A 17,469-nucleotide genomic window follows, 5' to 3' on the forward strand; every position below is an offset into this window, starting at 1 on the left:
GAAGAATGCCAAAGCGGACTCTTAGAACCTTCTTAAGCCGCTTCCCGAGAGTGGCGGCCATGCGCACACCACTCTCCGTCGTGATCGGTGCGGGCGGCACCGGCGGCCACATCTACCCCGGGCTCGCGCTTGCCGAGGCCCTGCGCCGCGCCGACCCGGACGCGGTCATCTCCTTCGTCGGGACCGAGCGGGGCCTGGAGACGACCCTGATCCCGGCGGCCGGATACCGGCTGCACACCGTCGACATGATCCCCTTCGACCCCGCGCTGGGAGCCAAGCGCTTCCTGCTCCCGGCCGCCCTCCTGCGCTCCGGCGCCCAGTGCCGGTCCATCCTGCGCACCCAGCGGGCCCAGGTCGTCGTCGGCATGGGCGGCTACCCGAGCGCCCCCGCCGTCCTCGGGGCCCGGATGGCCGGGCTGCCCAGCGTCATCCACGAGTCCAACGCCGTCCCCGGCCGCGCCAACCAGTTTGCTGCCCGGCTCACCGAACACCTCACGGTCGCCTTCGACGGCAGCCGCCCGCACCTGGCGGGCGGAGAGCGGGCCCGGACCGTCGGCATGCCGATCGCCGCCTCGCTGGCCGCCCTGGACCGCCCCGCGCTCCGCGACGAGGCCCGGGGCGCCTTCGGAATACCCGCCGGAGCCCGCGTCGTCCTCTTCAACGGCGGCAGCCTCGGCGCGGCCCGGCTCACCGCGGCCGCGGTCGGCCTCGCCGCCCGCTGGCGCGACCGCCGGGACGTCCACCTCCTGATCAAGACGGGTCCGGCGGCGCTCGCGGAGACCCGACAGCGGCTCGCCGACACGGGCGCGGGCCCGGTCGCGCAGGCCGTCCCCTACCTGGACCGGATGGACCTCGCCTACGCCGTGGCCGATCTGGTGGTCTGCCGGGCCGGGTCCGCCACGATCGCCGAACTCGCGACCACCGGGGTGCCCGCCGTCCTCGTGCCGTACCCGCACGCCCCCGGCGACCACCAGACCCACAACGCCCGGGTGCTGTCCGAGGTGGGTGCCGCACACCTCGTGCCGGACGCCGAAACCACCGCCGACCGGCTCGCCGCTGTTGTCGAGCCGCTGCTCACCGACCCCAGCAGGCTCGCCGCGATGGGCCGCGCCGCCGATCCCGGCAACCATGCGCAGGCTGCCGACCTGCTCGCTGCCACCGTCATCCGCCTCGTCACCGCCCCGTAACCCCGCCCACCGCAAAGGAATTCACCGCATGAGCACCAACCGCAACGGCCGCAGCATCGACTGGAAGGGCCGCACGGTCCTCGTCACCGGCGCCGAGGGCTTCATCGGCTCCACCCTCGTGGACCTGCTCGTCGAACGCGGCGCGCACGTCCGCGCGTTCGTCCACTACAAGCCGTACGCCGAGAAGGGGCACCTCGCCCGCTACCTCGACGACCCGCACAGCCCCGTCGAGATGATCGCCGGGGACATCGGTGACGCGGGCCGTGTGATGGACGCGGTCGCGGGCTGCGACACGGTCTTCCACCTTGCCGCGCTCATCGGCATCCCGTACAGCTACGACGCGCCGGCCGCGTACGTCCGCACGAACGTCGTCGGCACCGAGAACATCGCCGAGGCGTGCCGCCGCCACTCGGTGCGCCGCCTGCTGCACACCTCAACCAGCGAGGTGTACGGGAGCGCGCTGACCGCCCCGATCAGCGAGAGTCACCCGCTCCAGCCGCAGTCCCCATACTCCGCCTCGAAGATCGGCGCCGACATGATGGCGCTCTCGCACTGGCACGCCTTCGAGCTTCCGGTGACCGTCGTCCGCCCGTTCAACACCTACGGCCCGCGCCAGTCCGCCCGAGCGGTGATTCCCACGATCCTGGCCCAACTGCACGCGGGCGCACGGGAGATCCGCCTTGGCTCACTGGCCCCCACCCGGGACTTCACGTACGTCACCGACACCGCGGCCGGATTCCTGGCGCTGGCCGGCTGTGACCGGGCCCTGGGCGAGAGCGTCAACCTCGGCACCGGCCGGGAGATTTCGGTCGGGGACCTGGCGAAAGCCCTGATCACCGCGTCCGGTCGGGACGCGGAGGTGGTGGTGGACCCGGCGCGGCTGCGGCCCTCCGGCAGCGAGGTCCAGCGACTGCTGTCCGACAACACCAGGGCCCGCGAGTGGGCGGGCTGGCGGCCCGAAGTCTCCCTGGAGGAGGGCCTGGAGCGGACCTCCGCCTGGGTGGAGAAGCACCTCCACCTCTTCGCGCCGGGGCGCTATCAGGTCTGAGCCTCGGCCAGCCCGAGCAGCAGCAGAGAGGTGAAGCTGCGCGCCCACTCGGCGTCCACCGGCTCGGCGCTCACCAGTGTCCGGTGCACCACGGCACCGGCGATCACATCGAAGATCAGGTCCGCGTTGCGGGCCGCCGTCTCGGCATCGTCCTCGTACGACAGCTCGCCGCGGGCCTGGGCGCGCTCCCGGCCGAGGACGACCAGGCGCTTCTGCCGGTCCACGATGGCCGACCGGATCCGCAGTCGAAGCGAATCGTCCCGGGTGGACTCCGCGACCACCGCCATCAGCGCGGTGCGGGTCTCCGGCCGCTCCAGCAACGCGGCGAACTGGAGCACGACGCCCTGCACATCGGCCGCCAGGCTGCCCCGGTCGGGGAGCTCCAGCTCGTCGAAGAGGACCGCGACCGCGTCAACGACCAGCTCGTTCTTGCCTGCCCAGCGCCGATAGAGGGTTGTCTTCGCGACCCCCGCCCGGGTCGCCACATCACCCATGGTCAGCTTCGACCAGCCGAGATCGACCAGGGACGCCCGGGTCGCTTCGAGGATTGCGGCATCGGCCGCGGTACTGCGCGGACGTCCTGTCCGGGAGGGGGTTTGGTCGCTGTGGCTCAGCATGCGGTGACCATACCGGTCAGTAGCAAGAACGGAGCGGTCCCGGTGTCCGTGAGACAGATCACCGAGATCATCTGTTCGAGAGAGCCCATCGGCAGTTACGCTACGGGTCGTAGCGTAAGGAAGGCGGCCAGGGCGCCGTGTCTCGCGCCACGAACGAGCGACAACCACAGGCACCGGGTGGGGACCCGGAGCCGCACCAGGCACTGGGCGGGGGTCCGGCTGCCGAACTGGGGTCTTTCAGGGGCCACCGGGGGTTCTTTTCGGCCCCTTCCGGGGTCTTTCGCGGGGCCCGGAACCGTGTCTGTCCGTGCACCCCGCACACCGGCGGGGGCTGCGGACGGGCACGGTTCCCGTATCGCTTTCCGGATCGGTGCGCCAAGGGGGGAGGATGTACGTATGCAGCCTAGGAACATGTCCATGAGCGGCGTCGTCGACCTCGCCGCGGTGAAGGCGGCCGGCGAGGCCAAGGTGAAGGCGGAGCAGGCCCGTACCGAGGCCTCCCGGCAGGGTGGCGGCGGTGCCGTACCGCCGTCCGCCCTGGTGATCGATGTCGATGAGGCGGGCTTCGAGAGCGATGTCCTGCAGCGTTCCGCCGAGGTCCCGGTCGTCATCGACTTCTGGGCCGAGTGGTGCGAGCCGTGCAAGCAGTTGGGCCCGCTCCTGGAGCGCCTGGCCCATGAGTACAACGGTCGCTTCGTGCTGGCCAAGGTCGATGTCGACGCCAACCAGATGCTGATGCAGCAGTTCGGTATCCAGGGCATCCCGGCGGTCTTCGCCGTCGTCGCCGGGCAGGCCCTCCCGCTCTTCCAGGGCGCGGCCCCCGAGGCCCAGATCCGGCAGACGCTGGACCAGCTGATCCAGGTCGGCGAGGAGCGGTTCGGGCTCACCGGGATCGTGGTCGACCAGGACGCCGCCGCCGAGGCCGCCGACCGGGCTCCGGCCGAGGCGCCCGCGGGGCCGTACGACGCCCTGCTCGAATCCGCCGTACAGGCCCTGGACGCCGACGACTTCGCCGGTGCCGTCCAGGCGTACAAGAACGTCCTGTCCGAAGATCCGGCCAACATGGAGGCCAAGCTCGGCCTCGCCCAGGCCGAACTCCTCTCCCGGGTCAAGGACATGGACGCGCAGCGGGTCCGCGAGGAGGCCGCCGCGAACCCGGCCGATGTCACGGCGCAGCTCGCCGCCGCCGATCTGGATCTGGTCGGCGGTCATGTCGAGGACGCCTTCGGCCGGCTCGTCGAGACGGTGCGGCGCAACTTCGGTGACGACCGGGACACCGCGCGGGTGCGGCTGCTGGAGCTGTTCGAGGTGATCGGCCCCGACGATCCACGGGTCGGCGCCGCGCGTGCCGCGCTGGCGCGGGTCTTGTTCTGATGTGACAAGCGGCCGCGGTGCCCTTCGGGGGACCGCGGCCGCTTTCGCGATCGGGCGATAAGAGACGCCTCTGCTTTACCAAATCTTGATAAAGCAAGGGCCTGTTACTCGCAGTAAATCAAGCCCTGGGATCTGTCCGTATTGGCGCACCGATCCCCCTTTCGTCCTTCAGTTCGGCGCCACCCTGTGTGGCCGGGCGGTACCAGCCGGTCGCGCATCGGTTATCGGGCCGTTACTAGCGAGTAACGAACCCCCTTGTGTCACGGGCGGGAATGCACCACGATCGGCCACGCTCGGTCCAATAACGCCAGCCCGGCTGCCAGTCGGTGCGGCGGCCCCGTTGGGTCCCCACCGAGTGGGTCGGCGGCAGTGGCGCCGGCTCCGGACAGGGGGGTTCCTGTCGTCCGGCAGGGCCTGTCCGAACAGGTTGCGCGAATGCGTGGCCAGTGGTTGTCGCTCGGGGGTGATCGCCGGTGATTCGGACGCGGTTCATGCCTCCGTCCGTAGGCGCTCTCCTTGCCGAGGACGTAGCACTTCTCCCATCCCAGGACGGGCCCAGGCCCGGACCGGAGATGTACGTCCGAGAAGGAGGAAAAAGTATGAGTTCCCAGATTCGTGGCGGCACCAGATGGAAGCGTTTCGCTCTGGTCATGGTGCCGAGCGTCGTCGCGACCGCGGCGGTGGGTGTCGGTCTCGCGCAGGGCGCCCTCGCGGCGTCGTTCAGCGTGTCCGGCCAGAGCTTCAAGGTCCGCACCGACAAGCTCGTCGGCCATGACTTCGTCCAGTACGGCAGCATTGCTACCGGCAAGGACCTCAAGGGCGACGACGCGGCGCACGCCGTGGCCGTGTCCGGCTTCAGCGATGCCACGATCACCAACATGTGCCAGTCGGTGGTCACTCCGAACCTTCCGTTCGGCCTCGGCAACGTCACGCTGGTGCTGAAGGCGGGTACGGACCCGGAGAAGCCGGTCGAGGCGACCAACCTGTACCTCGACATCTCCGAGCTCGACGCCGACGCGTACTTCGAGCACATCGACATCGGTGTCGCCGCGGGAGACGTCGGCAAGCCCGGCATCCAGTCCGGTACCGAGAAGAAGGTCAACCCGAACGGCTTCGCGCAGCGCGCCGAGACGGCGACGCTGACCAACGTGAAGCAGACGGCATGGGCGACCACCGCCGGCACCTTCAAGCTCAGCAACCTGAGCCTGCGGCTGCACAGTGGCGTCAAGGAGTGCTACTAAGCACCCGCCCGGGTGGCCGGAGCGCTCCTGAGGGGACTCCGGCCGCCCACCTTTTCTCTTCTCACAGCAGTACCGGTTCCAGGGAGCTGTTTTCCATGAGCCCCGAGTCCACAGGGCAGAACGAGCACTACCTCCGCGTCTTCTGGCGGAGATTCCGCACCTGGCGGGGTAACCGGCCGTTCTGGGCGGGCCTGTTCACGATGATGGGTGGTCTACCCATCGCGTACTTTCCGTACGCCAACATGCACCTCGGCAACGTCACACTGGCGATGTCCACCACCGCCGGTGCCGGATCCCTGATCATCGGGATCCTGCTCGTCACGCTGGGCCTCACCATGTGGTTCCACCACATCGTGAGGGTGTTCGCCGGAGTCGCCGCGATCCTGCTGGCGCTGATCTCGATACCGGTCGCCAACATCGGCGGATTCCTGGTCGGCTTCCTGTTCGCCCTGCTGGGTGGAGCGCTCTCCGTCTCCTGGGCCCCGGGCGAGCCGAAGCCCGACCTCGTGCCGGTCGGAGCGGCGGGGGAGAAGTCGGTGCCGAGCGGCCCCGGGCAGGAGTCCGGAAGCGAGTTCCACAGCTCGGCAGCGGTGCCCCAGCAGCAGCCGGAGCAGTACGACACGACAGTTGAGGTCGACGGCGGGAGGCATCGTGCGGGGTGACGAGAGGCAGCTGAACTCGACCGGGGATGACCTCGGGACGAGAAGCGGACCGCGCCACGCGGCCCCGAAGAAGTCCTTGCTGACGAAGCTGCACATTCCCGCGGGCAAGGCGTTCGCGCTCGCCGCGATGCCGACGGCCGTCTTCGTGGGCATGGGGCTCACCCCCAAGCTCGCGCTGGCCGACGACAACTCCGACATTCCCTTCGCGCCCGGCCCCTGCGTGACCCGCTCCGACGAGCCGAGCGAGTCGCCGTCCCCGTCCGCGTCGCAGTCCACATCGCCGTCGCCGTCCCCGTCCTCCTCCGCCACCGGCTCCGGCTCCGGCGACAAGGGCGACACGGCGACCCCGAAGCCCTCGACGACCCCGTCCGCGAGCGACGCGGCGAAGCCGAAGGCCGAAGCGGCCGAGGCACCCGCCGCCACGCCGAGTGCCTCGCCCACACCCACGAAGTCGACGAACCCGCTCGACCCGCTGGGCGTCGGCGACGCGCTCAGGGACCTCTTCGACGGACCGGACGAGGAGACGGCGAGCCCGTCCCCGAGCGCGAGCACCGCGTCCCCGGAGCCGTCGGAGACCAACACCGCCGAGAAGCCCGTCGAGAAGCCCGTCGAGAAGGCCACGGACGCCGCGAAGGAGACGGCCGACAAGACCGCCGCCGCCATCCGCGAAGCCGCGGGCAAGGCCGGCAAGACGGTCAAGGAGCTCGACGACAGCGCCAAGGGGCTCGACGCCAAGAAGGACGAGGACATTCCGGACGGCGCCAAGGAGCGCTTCCCGTGTCCGACTGCCGACCCCAAGGCGCTGGCCGCGGCCGATCTGGAGACGGGTATCCCGCTGCTCCCGACCGACCCGTGGATCCTGGAGAGCTCGATGCTCACCCTCAACGGGCTCGACTACAAGGGCATCGTCGAGGTGAAGACGTACGACGGCACGGTCAAGAAGGCGCTGAAGTTCACCGCGAGCTCCATCGACATCGACAACCTCCACCAGAAGACGGTCGGTCCGGCCGGTACGACGGGCCATGTCGAGGCGCGGAAGGGCTCCAAGTCCACCATCCGCAACGGCACGGTGACCATGTACACGGAGGAGCTGAAGGGCAACCTCTTCGGCCTCATCCCGGTCACGTTCAGCCCGGAGACACCGCCTCCGCTGAACGTACCCTTCGCCTTCTTCACCAAGGTCAAGGTGACGCAGGCCGGTCAGTTCGGCGGCTCGCTCAAGGTCCCCGGGCTGCACAACTACTTCACCGGCGGCAACAGCTAGGGCCTCTCAGCGGTACCTGACCCGTTCGGGAGCCGCACAGCACCGTGGGCCGCACTCCTCAGGGAGTGCGGCCCACGGTCGTGCTCACGGGTGCCGGACGCGTCAGTCGCGCGCGCCGCCGCCGACGTGGTGCACCCGGACCATGTTGGTCGTGCCCGGGATGCCGGGGGGCGAGCCGGCCGTGATGACCATCGTGTCGCCCTCGTTGTAGCGGCCCAGCTTCAGCAGCTCGCCGTCGACCAGGTCGACCATCGCGTCCGTGTTGTCCACGTGCGGCACGACGTGGGCCTCGACGCCCCAGCTCAGCGCGAGCTGGTTGCGGGTGGACTCGTCCGTGGTGAAGGCCAGGATGGGCTGTGCCGCGCGGTAGCGGGAGAGGCGGCGGGCCGTGTCACCGGACTTGGTGAAGGCGACCAGCGCCCTGCCGTTCAGGAAGTCCGCGATCTCGCAGGCCGCACGGGCCACCGAACCGCCCTGGGTACGGGGCTTCTTGCCCGGCACCAGCGGCTGCAGGCCCTTGGAGAGCAGCTCCTCCTCGGCGGCGACGACGATCTTCGACATCGTCTTGACCGTCTCGATCGGGTACGCGCCCACGCTGGACTCGGCGGACAGCATGACCGCGTCCGCGCCGTCCAGGATCGCGTTGGCGACGTCGGACGCCTCGGCGCGGGTCGGCCGCGAGTTGGTGATCATCGACTCCATCATCTGGGTCGCGACGATCACCGGCTTGGCGTTCCGCCGGCAGAGCTCCACCAGGCGCTTCTGCACCATCGGGACCTTCTCCAGGGGATACTCGACGGCCAGGTCACCACGGGCGACCATCACACCGTCGAACGCCATGACGACGCCCTCCATGTGCTCGACGGCCTGCGGCTTCTCGACCTTGGCGATGACGGGGACCCGGCGGCCCTCCTCGTCCATCACCTTGTGGACGTCCTTGACGTCGTCGGCGTCCCGCACGAAGGAGAGCGCCACCAGGTCGCAGCCCATCCGCAGGGCGAACCGCAGGTCGTCGACGTCCTTCTCGGACAGGGCCGGGACGTTGACCGCCGCGCCGGGCAGGTTGATGCCCTTGTGGTCGGAGATGACACCGCCCTCGATGACGATGGTCCTCACCCGGGGGCCCTCGACCGCGACGACCTTCAGCTCGACGTTGCCGTCGTTGATCAGGATCGGGTCGCCCTTGGCGACGTCGCCCGGCAGGCCCTTGTAGGTCGTACCGCAGATCGACTTGTCACCGGGGACGTCCTCCGCGGTGATGGTGAACTCGTCCCCGCGGACCAGCTCGACGGGGCCCTCGGCGAACTTCGCCAGGCGGATCTTCGGGCCCTGGAGGTCGGCGAGCACACCGATCGCACGACCGGTCTCGGCGGCGGCCCGGCGGACCCGGTCGTAACGACCCTGGTGCTCCTCGTGGCTGCCGTGACTGAAGTTGAAGCGGGCCACGCTCATGCCGGCCTCGATCAGAGCGACGAGCTGCTCGTGGGAGTCGACGGCGGGACCGAGTGTGCAGACGATTTTGGAACGGCGCATGAGGCGGATCCTATCGGTTTGTTTCGCTACGGAATATTCCGTCTGGTGGAAGGTACAAAGGGGCGAGGGGGTGCTCAGTTGTGGGCTTGTCCGACGGCGTCGTGGGCCCGGCCGGCCACGCCGTGGGCCTGTCCGACGAGCGCGAAGGTCTGGACGGCGATCTCCAGTTCCTCGTCCGTCGGCACCACGGCGACCGCGACCCGCGCGTAGTTCGGCGAGATCAGCCGGGGCTCGCCGGACCGTACGGCGTTCAGATCCGCGTCAACCGCCAGGCCGAGCTCCTCGAGACCGGCGATGGCAGCCTCCCGCACCGGTGCCGAGTTCTCCCCGACCCCCGCCGTGAACACCACGGCATCCACCCGGCCGAGGACCGCCGAATAGGCGCCGATGTACTTCTTCAGCCGGTGCACATAGATGTCGAAGGCCAGCGCCGCACGCTCGTCGCCCTCGTCGATCCGGCGCCGGATCTCCCGCATGTCGTTGTCGCCGCAGAGGCCGACCAGACCGCTCTTCTTGTTGAGCAGCGCGTCGACCTCGTCCGCCGACATCCCCGCGACCCGCATGAGGTGGAAGGTGACGGCCGGATCGATGTCCCCGGAGCGGGTGCCCATCACCAGCCCCTCCAAGGGGGTCAGCCCCATCGAGGTCTCCACGCACCGGCCGCCGGCCACCGCCGAGGCCGAGGCGCCGTTGCCCAGGTGCAGCACGATGACATTGACCTCCTCGGGGGTGCGTCCCAGGAGCTCGGCGGCCTTGCGGGAGACGTACGCGTGCGAGGTGCCGTGGAATCCGTAGCGCCGGATGCGGTGCGCGTCGGCGGTCTCCGTGTCGATCGCGTACCGCGCCACGTACTCCGGCATCGTCGTGTGGAAGGCCGTGTCGAAGACCGCCACCTGCGGAAGGTCCGGTCGCAGGGCCCGGGCGGTACGGATACCGGTGATGTTCGCCGGGTTGTGCAGCGGGGCCACCGGGACCAGGCGCTCGATCTCCTTCAGCACCTCGTCGTCGATCACCACGGGCTCGGTGAACCGCAGCCCGCCGTGCACCACCCGGTGGCCGATCGCCGCCAGCTGCGGGGAGTCCAGGCCGAGCCCGTCGGCCGCCAGTTCCTCCGCCGCCGCCTTCAGCGCCGCCTCGTGGTCGGCGATCGGGCCGACGCGCTCGCGCTGCTCGGCGCCCCCGCCGACCAGCGGGGTGTGCACCAGGCGGGAGGTCTCCTCGCCGATCCGCTCGACCAGGCCCACCGCGAGCCGGGTGCGGTCGCTCATGTCCAGCAGCTGGTACTTCACCGACGAGGAGCCCGAGTTGAGGACCAGCACGCGGTATGCGCCCGTCCCGGCGGTGCCCTCGGTGGTCGGGATGGTCATCCGTTCACTCCTTGCCCTGCGCCTGGATCGCCGTGATGGCCACGGTATTGACGATGTCCTGGACGAGTGCGCCGCGGGACAGGTCGTTGACGGGCTTCCGCAGCCCCTGGAGCACCGGTCCGACGGCCACCGCGCCCGCCGAGCGCTGCACGGCCTTGTAGGTGTTGTTGCCGGTGTTCAGGTCCGGGAAGATCAGCACCGTCGCCTGGCCCGCCACCTCGGAGCCGGGCAGCTTCGTCGCGGCGACGCTCGGCTCCACCGCGGCGTCGTACTGGATCGGGCCCTCGATCCTGAGGTCCGGCCTGCTCGCGCGGACCCGGTCCGTCGCCTCGCGCACCTTGTCGACATCGGCGCCCGAGCCGGAGGTGCCCGTCGAGTACGACAGCATCGCGATCCGCGGATCCACGCCGAAGCGGGCGGCGGTGGCGGCCGACTGCACCGCGATGTCGGCGAGCTGCTCCGCGTCCGGGTCCGGATTGACCGCGCAGTCGCCGTACACCAGCACCTTGTCGGCGAGGCACATGAAGAAGACGGAGGAGACGATCGAGGCGTCAGGCTTGGTCTTGATGATCTCGAACGCCGGACGGATCGTCGCCGCCGTGGAGTGCACGGCTCCGGAGACCATGCCGTCCGCGAGCCCCTCCTGGACCATCAGGGTGCCGAAGTAGTTGACGTCCGCGACGACGTCGTACGCCAGCTCCACCGTGACCCCGCGGTGGGCCCGCACCTGCGCGTACCGCTCGGCGAACGTCTGGCGCAGCTCGGAGGTCTGCGGGTCGATGAGCTGTGTGCCGGCGAGGTCGATGCCGAGGTCGGCGGCCTTCTTGCGGATGACGTCGGGGTCGCCGAGCAGGGTGAGGTCGCAGACGTCGCGGCGCAGCAGTACGTCGGCGGCGCGCAGCACCCGGTCCTCGGTGCCTTCCGGCAGGACGACCCGGCGCCGGTCGGCGCGGGCCTGCTCCAGCAGCTCGTGCTCGAACATCATCGGGGTGACGCGGCCGCTGCGGGCCACCGAGATCCGCTCCAGCAGAGCGCCGGTGTCCACATGGCGCTCGAAGAGACCCAGCGCGGTCTCCGCCTTGCGGGGCGTCGCGGCGTTCAACTTGCCTTCGAGGGCGAAGAGCCGGGCCGCGGTGGGGAAGGATCCGCCGGCCACCGACACGACCGGGGTGCCCGGTGCGAGTCGCGCGGCCAGCCTGAGTATCTCCTCGCCGGGGCGCTCGTCCAGGGTCAGCAGCACCCCCGCGATGGGCGGCGTCCCGGCGCTGTGCGCGGCCAGCGAGCCGACCACCAGGTCCGCCCGGTCCCCGGGCGTGACCACCAGGCAGCCCGGCGTCAGCGCGTTCAGCATGTTCGGCAGCATCGCACCGCCGAAGACGAAGTCCAGCGCGTCCCGCGCCAGCCCGGAGTCGTCGCCCAGCAGGACCGTGCCGCCGAGTGCCGCGGTGATCTGGGCGACGGTCGGTGCGGAGAGCGCCGCGTCGTCGGGCAGGACCGAACAGGGGACGGGCAGCCTGGCCGCCAGCCGCTCCGCGATGGCGTCACGGTCCTCGGACGCCACCCGGTTCACGATCACCGCGACGACGTCGCAGCCCAGTCCGGCGTACGCGCGGTAGGCATTGCGGGTCTCGGCCCGCACCGACTCCGCGGTCTGGCCCTTGCCGCCGACCACCGCGATCACCGAGGCGCCGAACTCATTGGCCAGGCGTGCGTTGAGCGCCAGCTCGTCGGGCAGCTGGGTGGCGGCGAAGTCGGTGCCGAGCACCAGCACCACCTCGTACTTCTGGGCCACCTGATGGAACTGCTCGACGAGCCGGGAGACCAGCTCGTCCGTGCCCTGTTCCGCCTGGAGCGCGGACGCCTCGTGGTAGTCCAGCCCGTAGGCCGACTCGGGGTCCTGGGGGAGCCGGTAGCGGGCCCGCAGCAGTTCGAACAGGCGGTCGGGTCCGTCGTGGACGAGCGGGCGGAACACCCCGACCCGGTCCACCTGACGCGTCAGGAGCTCCATGACTCCCAGATCGACGACCTGCCGGCCGTCTCCCCGGTCGATCCCGGTCACGTACACGCTGCGCGTCACGCGTGTTCTCCCGTCGAATTGCGGTTTGGGATGGTATTGCCATGTTGACGATACCCGCGGGGTCCGAGGCGTCGCCCGCCGGGCGAAGACCCCGTACCGGGGCTGAGGCGAGCGCGAGGTCGAGACCTGACGTGGGACAATCGTTGTGGCTCACGGTACGGGGGATTCAGTGGACGACCCCCGAAATGCACGGCACTAGCGAGCAGGAGACAAGGCACGATGCGCATCGGAATTCTCACCGCAGGCGGCGACTGCCCAGGCCTGAACGCAGTGATCCGGTCGGTCGTGCACCGCGCCGTGGTGGGGCACGGCGATGAAGTCATCGGCTTCGAGGACGGGTTCAAGGGACTCCTCGACGGCCACTTCCGCCCCCTCGACCTCAACGCGGTCAGCGGCATCCTCGCCCGTGGCGGCACCATTCTCGGCTCGGCCCGGCTGGAGCGCGACCGGCTGCGCGAGGCCGCCGAGAACTGTGCCGAGCTGAGTCGCCGTTACGGCATGGACGCCCTCATCCCGATCGGCGGCGAGGGCACCCTCACCGCCGCCCGGATGCTGTCGGACGCGGGCATGCCCGTCGTCGGCGTCCCCAAGACCATCGACAACGACATCTCCGCCACCGACCGGACCTTCGGCTTCGACACCGCGGTGGGCGTCGCCACCGATGCCATAGACCGCCTCAAGACCACCGCCGAATCGCACCAGCGGGTCATGGTCGTCGAGGTGATGGGCCGGCACGCGGGCTGGATCGCGCTGGAGTCCGGAATGGCGGGCGGCGCGCACGGCATCTGCCTCCCCGAGCGTCGCTTCCAGGTCGAGGACCTGGTGAAGATGGTCGAGGAACGCTTCGCGCGCGGCAAGAAGTTCGCGGTCATCTGCGTGGCCGAGGGCGCACACCCGGCCGAGGGCTCCATGCCGTACGCCAAGGGCGAGATCGACCAGTACGGCCACGAGCGCTTCCAGGGCATCGGCAACCGGCTGGCCATCGAGCTGGAGACCCGGCTCGGCAAGGAGGCCCGGCCGGTCATTCTCGGCCATGTGCAGCGAGGCGGCACGCCGACCGCGTACGACCGGGTGCTCGCCACCCGCTTCGGCTGGCACGCGGTCGAGGCGGCGCACCGGGGCGACTTCGGCAGGATGACGGCGCTGCGCGGCACCGACATCGAGATGGTTCCGCTCGCCGACGCGATCACACAGCTCAAGACGGTGCCCAAGGACCGGATGGACGAGGCCGAGTCGGTCTTCTGACCCCGGCTGACCCCGGCCGCGCGGCAGCGGCCCGACCGGAACGGCCCGGCGGCACTGACTGTCCCCCCGTGGACGGTCAGGGCCGCTTGCCGTTCCCCCGGCGCCCGGGGCCGTTCCGGATGGTCGGATCCGGACGGGCCGCGGTGCCGGAAACAACTCTTGAGCCGACGGACCGGATCAACAAGGCTTGTCCCTGTCCCGGACATGTCCCAACCTTGTCCGAGCGTGGAATCCAGGGGAGAGGCACAGCCGATGGTCGTCGAGGGCAGAGCTCCGGATCCTCGTGAGGCGCACAGCGCGTCCGAGTTCATCGCCCTGTTGGGGGTGCTCAAGGAAGCGTCGGGTCTGACGTACCGCGAACTGGCCCAGCGGGCCGAAGCGGTCGGGGACGTGCTCCCGCGCTCCACGATCGCCAACATGCTGGGGCGTACGTCGGTCCCGCGCGAGGAACTCCTCGCCGCCTTCGTACGGGCCTGCGGCTGCGGGCCCACGGAGGTGGCGGACTGGCTCGCCGTACGCAAGGAACTCGCCGTGCACGGGCGGCGGGCCGGGGAAGGGGGAGGGGAGGCTTCCGGGACGGCACGGGACGAGGCGGCCGGGCGCTCCCCGGGGCAGTCCGATGAGCTCTCGTCCGAGCCGCCCACCGTCCCGTTTCCCGAACCGTCCCCCGCCCGTCGTCGCCGGTCCAGGACCGTCCTGGCGGCCGTCGTCTCACTGGCCGTGCTCGCCGCAGGGGCGGTGACCGTCGTCCTTCTCGTACGGGACGACGACCGGCCGGAATCCCGTCGTGCGACCGGGCCCGTGGCGGGGCGGACGGTGCAGATACGGTCCATGCACTCCGGGTTCTGCCTCTCCGAGGAGCGGGGCAGTGACAGCGGGCGGCTGTACCAGGTGTCGTGCGAGGAGGAGACGATCCCGAGTTTCTCCCTCAAGCCGCTGGACGGCGGCGCCTGGCGGATCGTGACCGATCACCCGGACTACGACCTGGGCTGCACCGGCGTCTGGGACGGGATGCGGGACGCCGGAGCCGGGTTGCAGGACCAGGGGTGCGGCAAACGCGGCGACGCGGAGGTGTTCTTGATCGAGTCCGTGGGCCGCCCCGTCGAGGGGTACCGGATCCAGCCCGCCCACACCCGTCTGTGCGTCGGTGCCGAGGGGAACGGCAAGGAGCGCGGCGCCAAGATGGTGCAGACGAGCTGCGACGGAGCGGACCGGGGGAACCTGTTCTCCTTCGACCCGGTGGCCGCGGATGCCGCCGACGGCTGAGAACGTACGACGGAGGCCGGACGGGTAGAGGCTGTCGGGTGACCGACAGCCTCTACCCGTCCGGCCCCGGCACCCCCGCCGCCCGCCAGAACCGTTCCAGGATCTCCGCCAGGAACACCCGTCCCGAGTCGCCCGTCGCCCCGGCCCGTTCCGTACCCGTGCTGCTCCAGCTCAGCGTCGACACCATCAACGCCTGGTAGTCGGTGTGCAGTTGTTCCAGTACGTCCTGGAGGAACCCGCGCTCCAGCGGCACCAGCTTCGCCACCGGCCGCAGATGGGCCTGCCAGCGCGTGGTCACCGCGCCGCGCAGCAGCTCCGCCAGTTCCTCGTCCCGGCCGGACACCGTCACGAACCCGGCGGCCGTCAGCCCCAGCACCTCGGCGAGCGCCGCGGACTGGCGTTCGTTGCCGCGCCAGCGCCCCGACTCCTCCATCCGCAGATAAGCGGAGGCGGTCAGACCCAGCAGCCGCGCCAGCTCCTCCACGGCCAGCTCCCTGGCCACCCGGTGCTCCCGCAGGGTGCGTGCGGCGGTGAGCAGTTCGCCCGGCGAGCACCACAACACCCCGGCCAGCGCCTTGAGTTCGTACTCGCTCGGCACGGCGAGCCCGCGCTCCCAGGCGACCACCGTCTCGGTGCTGACCCGGAGCCCGTACTGGGCCCCGAGACCGTACGCGACATGGCCGGGAAGCATCCCCAGGGCCTCGCGCAGTCGGCGCGCGGCGGGGGCGTTGAACGGCGGGGAGGGGTGCACGGCCCCACCGTAGGAGTCAAGACATGGCATGACTACGGTGTGTTCCACCGATATCCACAACTCGTAGGAACGTCCTAGAAGATTGCTGAACGCTGCCGACGGTGCTGCCCGCACGCGGGGCGCGGGATCACGACGGTGCTGCTCACAAGGCGGATCGAGTGGCTGGGTGGGACGATGGAAGGGATGGTTCCCGGTCAGTAGTGGCGGGAGGAGCAGAGATGGAGATCAAGCCGCAGGCGGCCGTCCTCCCCAAGGAAGCAGACCTCGAACAGGGCAAGTACGGCCCCGTTTTCCCGAAGACACCGGCGTGCTACGGGTTCACCATCGTCGCGAAGGTCAAACCGGGCCGGGCCGAGGCGATGCGCGAGTACGGCAACGTGCTGGCCGAGGCGCTGGAGAAGGATCCGTACCTTCTGGCGCCGCTGAAGTTGCATTACCTGCGCTGGGTGCTCTTCGACGACGACACCCGTTTCATGTATCAGGGGATCTTCGACACCGATTTCGACAAGTACACCGAGGACGCCATTGCCCTTTTCGGTAAGGCGCAGGTGAGCACGGCTTTCGAGAATCTTGAAGGATTCCCCGAGGACTGGAAGACCAACCCCGAGGCGTTCGGCAGGTTCGTGCGCGAACACCATTGTCCGAGCTTCATCGAGTACGGAGAGTATCCGTTCGTCACGGCTGACGAGATCAAGAAGGCACTGCGGATCAAGAGCGCCCTGTCGGAGATGCTCGACCAACTGCAGTGAGAACCGCTGCCGCACGCTCGTCCCACTGTCCGGTCCGGTTGGGGCCGTTGTGGATCGGAGACGAGATGAGCGAGATCCAGACCGCACGCACCTACAACCAGAACCACCTCCCGCGCGAATACACACCTGGCCGGCGACGGGTGAGCATCTACGTCGCGTGGAGCTATCCCGCGGAGGCAGGCAGGAATCCGGCCGAGTTGGACAACCGGTTCTCCACCATGACCGAGGTCCGCCGGGTGGCCTGGCCCGCCTACGAGGACCCGAAGTGGTCCGACCCGTTGCACTTTCAGCAGGGCATCGCCGGCTCACTGGAGTTGTTCTTCCGGGCCTGGGTGCCGTTCCAGCAGTTCGTCGAGGAGATCTCCGGACACGCTGTCCCCGTGTACCAGCGCATCGACCAGGCCGGTTTCCGTACCCCACTCGACGAGCGGGTACTGGCTGACACCGACACCTTGTTCGTGTTCGGGCTGGATCACATGATCACAGGACAAGAGGCCGGGCCTGGGGAGGTCGAGGCACTGCGGGCTTTCCTCACGCGGGAGGACGCCCGCCTGGTCCTGGGGCCTCACCACGACGTCGGGGCATCGGACGATCTGACGGTGCGGGAGGTGGAGTACCGCCATCACGGCGATCCCCTGGTTCCCCGCCAGCAGCGGTTCGCCGGCTATGTCCGGGGCCTGATGCAGGGCCTCGGGGTACCTGTCGAGAACCGCTACGGACTGCGCCCCGCCGTACAAGCGCCGAACCGAATTGCCCCGTTCTCCGCGGTCAGGGATGCGGATACGAAAGGGTGGCTGGACGGGGTGACGAACTTCAACTTCCACCAGCATCTTCCGCATTACGCCGTGACGAGCGACGAGCCGGATGCCATACGTGTGCTGGCCCGGCAGCCGGTCGACACCTCCAGGCCGCATCCGTTCATCGAGGCCGGCAACACCGAGTTCAACATGTTCCTGTGGATGCCCCCGAGCGGTGAGCGGGCCGGCGATGTGCTGCTGGCGGACTCCACGATTTTCAGTACGTTGTTCGGCGGCGACGAGAGCCTGCGGAATTTCTGGCGGAACCTCGTCACGAAGTAGTGCCGTAAG

15 protein-coding genes are annotated in these 17,469 nt (G+C 69.8%); 10 read left to right on the forward strand and 5 right to left on the reverse strand.

The features are described 5' to 3' along the window. The first annotated feature begins 59 nt into the window (after nt 1-59). Complete coding sequence (locus OG978_RS28205; protein ID WP_326767893.1) at nt 60-1,187, forward strand: UDP-N-acetylglucosamine--N-acetylmuramyl-(pentapeptide) pyrophosphoryl-undecaprenol N-acetylglucosamine transferase; 1,128 nt, start codon at nt 60-62, stop codon at nt 1,185-1,187. Between the two features lie 28 nt (nt 1,188-1,215). Further along, complete coding sequence (locus OG978_RS28210; RefSeq protein WP_326767894.1) at nt 1,216-2,235, forward strand: GDP-mannose 4,6-dehydratase; 1,020 nt, start codon at nt 1,216-1,218, stop codon at nt 2,233-2,235. On the opposite strand, the gene OG978_RS28215 is transcribed toward OG978_RS28210, so the two are convergent. Then, a complete protein-coding gene (locus OG978_RS28215) occupies nt 2,226-2,852 on the reverse strand; it encodes a TetR/AcrR family transcriptional regulator (RefSeq protein ID WP_442817754.1) in 627 nt (208 codons plus the stop codon). The genes OG978_RS28210 and OG978_RS28215 overlap by 10 nt on opposite strands. 396 nt (nt 2,853-3,248) lie before the next feature. Between OG978_RS28215 and OG978_RS28220 the strand changes: the two genes are divergently transcribed. From OG978_RS28220 to OG978_RS28235, 4 genes are all read left to right on the forward strand, one after another. Further along, nucleotides 3,249-4,226, forward strand: a complete 978-nt coding sequence (locus OG978_RS28220) for a tetratricopeptide repeat protein (RefSeq protein ID WP_326767895.1) — start codon at nt 3,249-3,251, stop codon at nt 4,224-4,226. A gap of 599 nt (nt 4,227-4,825) precedes the next feature. Further along, a complete protein-coding gene (locus OG978_RS28225; protein ID WP_326767896.1) occupies nt 4,826-5,467 on the forward strand; it encodes a DUF6230 family protein in 642 nt (213 codons plus the stop codon). Nucleotides 5,468-5,562: 95 nt separating this feature from the next. Then, nucleotides 5,563-6,129, forward strand: a complete 567-nt coding sequence (locus OG978_RS28230) for a DUF6114 domain-containing protein (RefSeq protein ID WP_326767897.1) — start codon at nt 5,563-5,565, stop codon at nt 6,127-6,129. Next, complete coding sequence (locus tag OG978_RS28235; protein ID WP_326767898.1) at nt 6,119-7,393, forward strand: hypothetical protein; 1,275 nt, start codon at nt 6,119-6,121, stop codon at nt 7,391-7,393. The genes OG978_RS28230 and OG978_RS28235 overlap by 11 nt, the downstream gene beginning before the upstream one ends. 102 nt (nt 7,394-7,495) lie before the next feature. Here the strand turns inward: OG978_RS28235 and pyk are convergent, their stop codons facing one another. The 3 genes from pyk to pta all read right to left on the reverse strand — a co-directional run bounded on the left by pyk (nt 7,496) and on the right by pta (nt 12,370). After that, nucleotides 7,496-8,926, reverse strand: a complete 1,431-nt coding sequence (gene pyk, locus OG978_RS28240) for a pyruvate kinase (protein ID WP_326767899.1) — start codon at nt 8,924-8,926, stop codon at nt 7,496-7,498. A gap of 74 nt (nt 8,927-9,000) precedes the next feature. Further along, nucleotides 9,001-10,293, reverse strand: coding sequence for an acetate kinase (locus OG978_RS28245; RefSeq protein ID WP_326767900.1), 1,293 nt, complete (start codon nt 10,291-10,293; stop codon nt 9,001-9,003). Nucleotides 10,294-10,297: 4 nt separating this feature from the next. Further along, entirely contained in the window at nt 10,298-12,370 is a 2,073-nt protein-coding gene (gene pta, locus OG978_RS28250; protein ID WP_326767901.1) for a phosphate acetyltransferase, read from the reverse strand. Nucleotides 12,371-12,589: 219 nt separating this feature from the next. Here pta and OG978_RS28255 point away from each other — a divergent pair, with 219 nt between their 5' ends. Together OG978_RS28255 and OG978_RS28260 are read left to right on the forward strand one after the other, a co-directional pair. After that, nucleotides 12,590-13,615, forward strand: a complete 1,026-nt coding sequence (locus tag OG978_RS28255; protein ID WP_266729632.1) for an ATP-dependent 6-phosphofructokinase — start codon at nt 12,590-12,592, stop codon at nt 13,613-13,615. Nucleotides 13,616-13,840: 225 nt separating this feature from the next. Further along, nucleotides 13,841-14,881, forward strand: coding sequence for a helix-turn-helix domain-containing protein (locus tag OG978_RS28260; RefSeq protein ID WP_326767902.1), 1,041 nt, complete (start codon nt 13,841-13,843; stop codon nt 14,879-14,881). Between the two features lie 52 nt (nt 14,882-14,933). Here the strand turns inward: OG978_RS28260 and OG978_RS28265 are convergent, their stop codons facing one another. Then, the gene (locus tag OG978_RS28265) at nt 14,934-15,572 is read right to left on the reverse strand and encodes a helix-turn-helix domain-containing protein (protein ID WP_326770193.1); all 639 of its coding nucleotides are present in this window, start codon (nt 15,570-15,572) and stop codon (nt 14,934-14,936) included. A 278-nt stretch (nt 15,573-15,850) separates the two neighbouring features. On the opposite strand from OG978_RS28265, the gene OG978_RS28270 reads away from it, so the two are divergent. Together OG978_RS28270 and OG978_RS28275 are read left to right on the forward strand one after the other, a co-directional pair. After that, nucleotides 15,851-16,381 carry a hypothetical protein gene (locus OG978_RS28270; protein WP_326767903.1) on the forward strand — a complete coding sequence of 177 codons (531 nt, stop codon included), beginning with the start codon at nt 15,851-15,853 and terminating at the stop codon, nt 16,379-16,381. 65 nt (nt 16,382-16,446) lie between these two features. Beyond that, on the forward strand, nt 16,447-17,460 hold the full coding sequence (locus OG978_RS28275) for a hypothetical protein (protein ID WP_326767904.1): 1,014 nt from the start codon (nt 16,447-16,449) through the stop codon (nt 17,458-17,460). Nucleotides 17,461-17,469: the final 9 nt, after the last annotated feature.

This window comes from Streptomyces sp. NBC_01591, assembly GCF_035918155.1.
GTDB lineage: Bacteria > Actinomycetota > Actinomycetes > Streptomycetales > Streptomycetaceae > Streptomyces.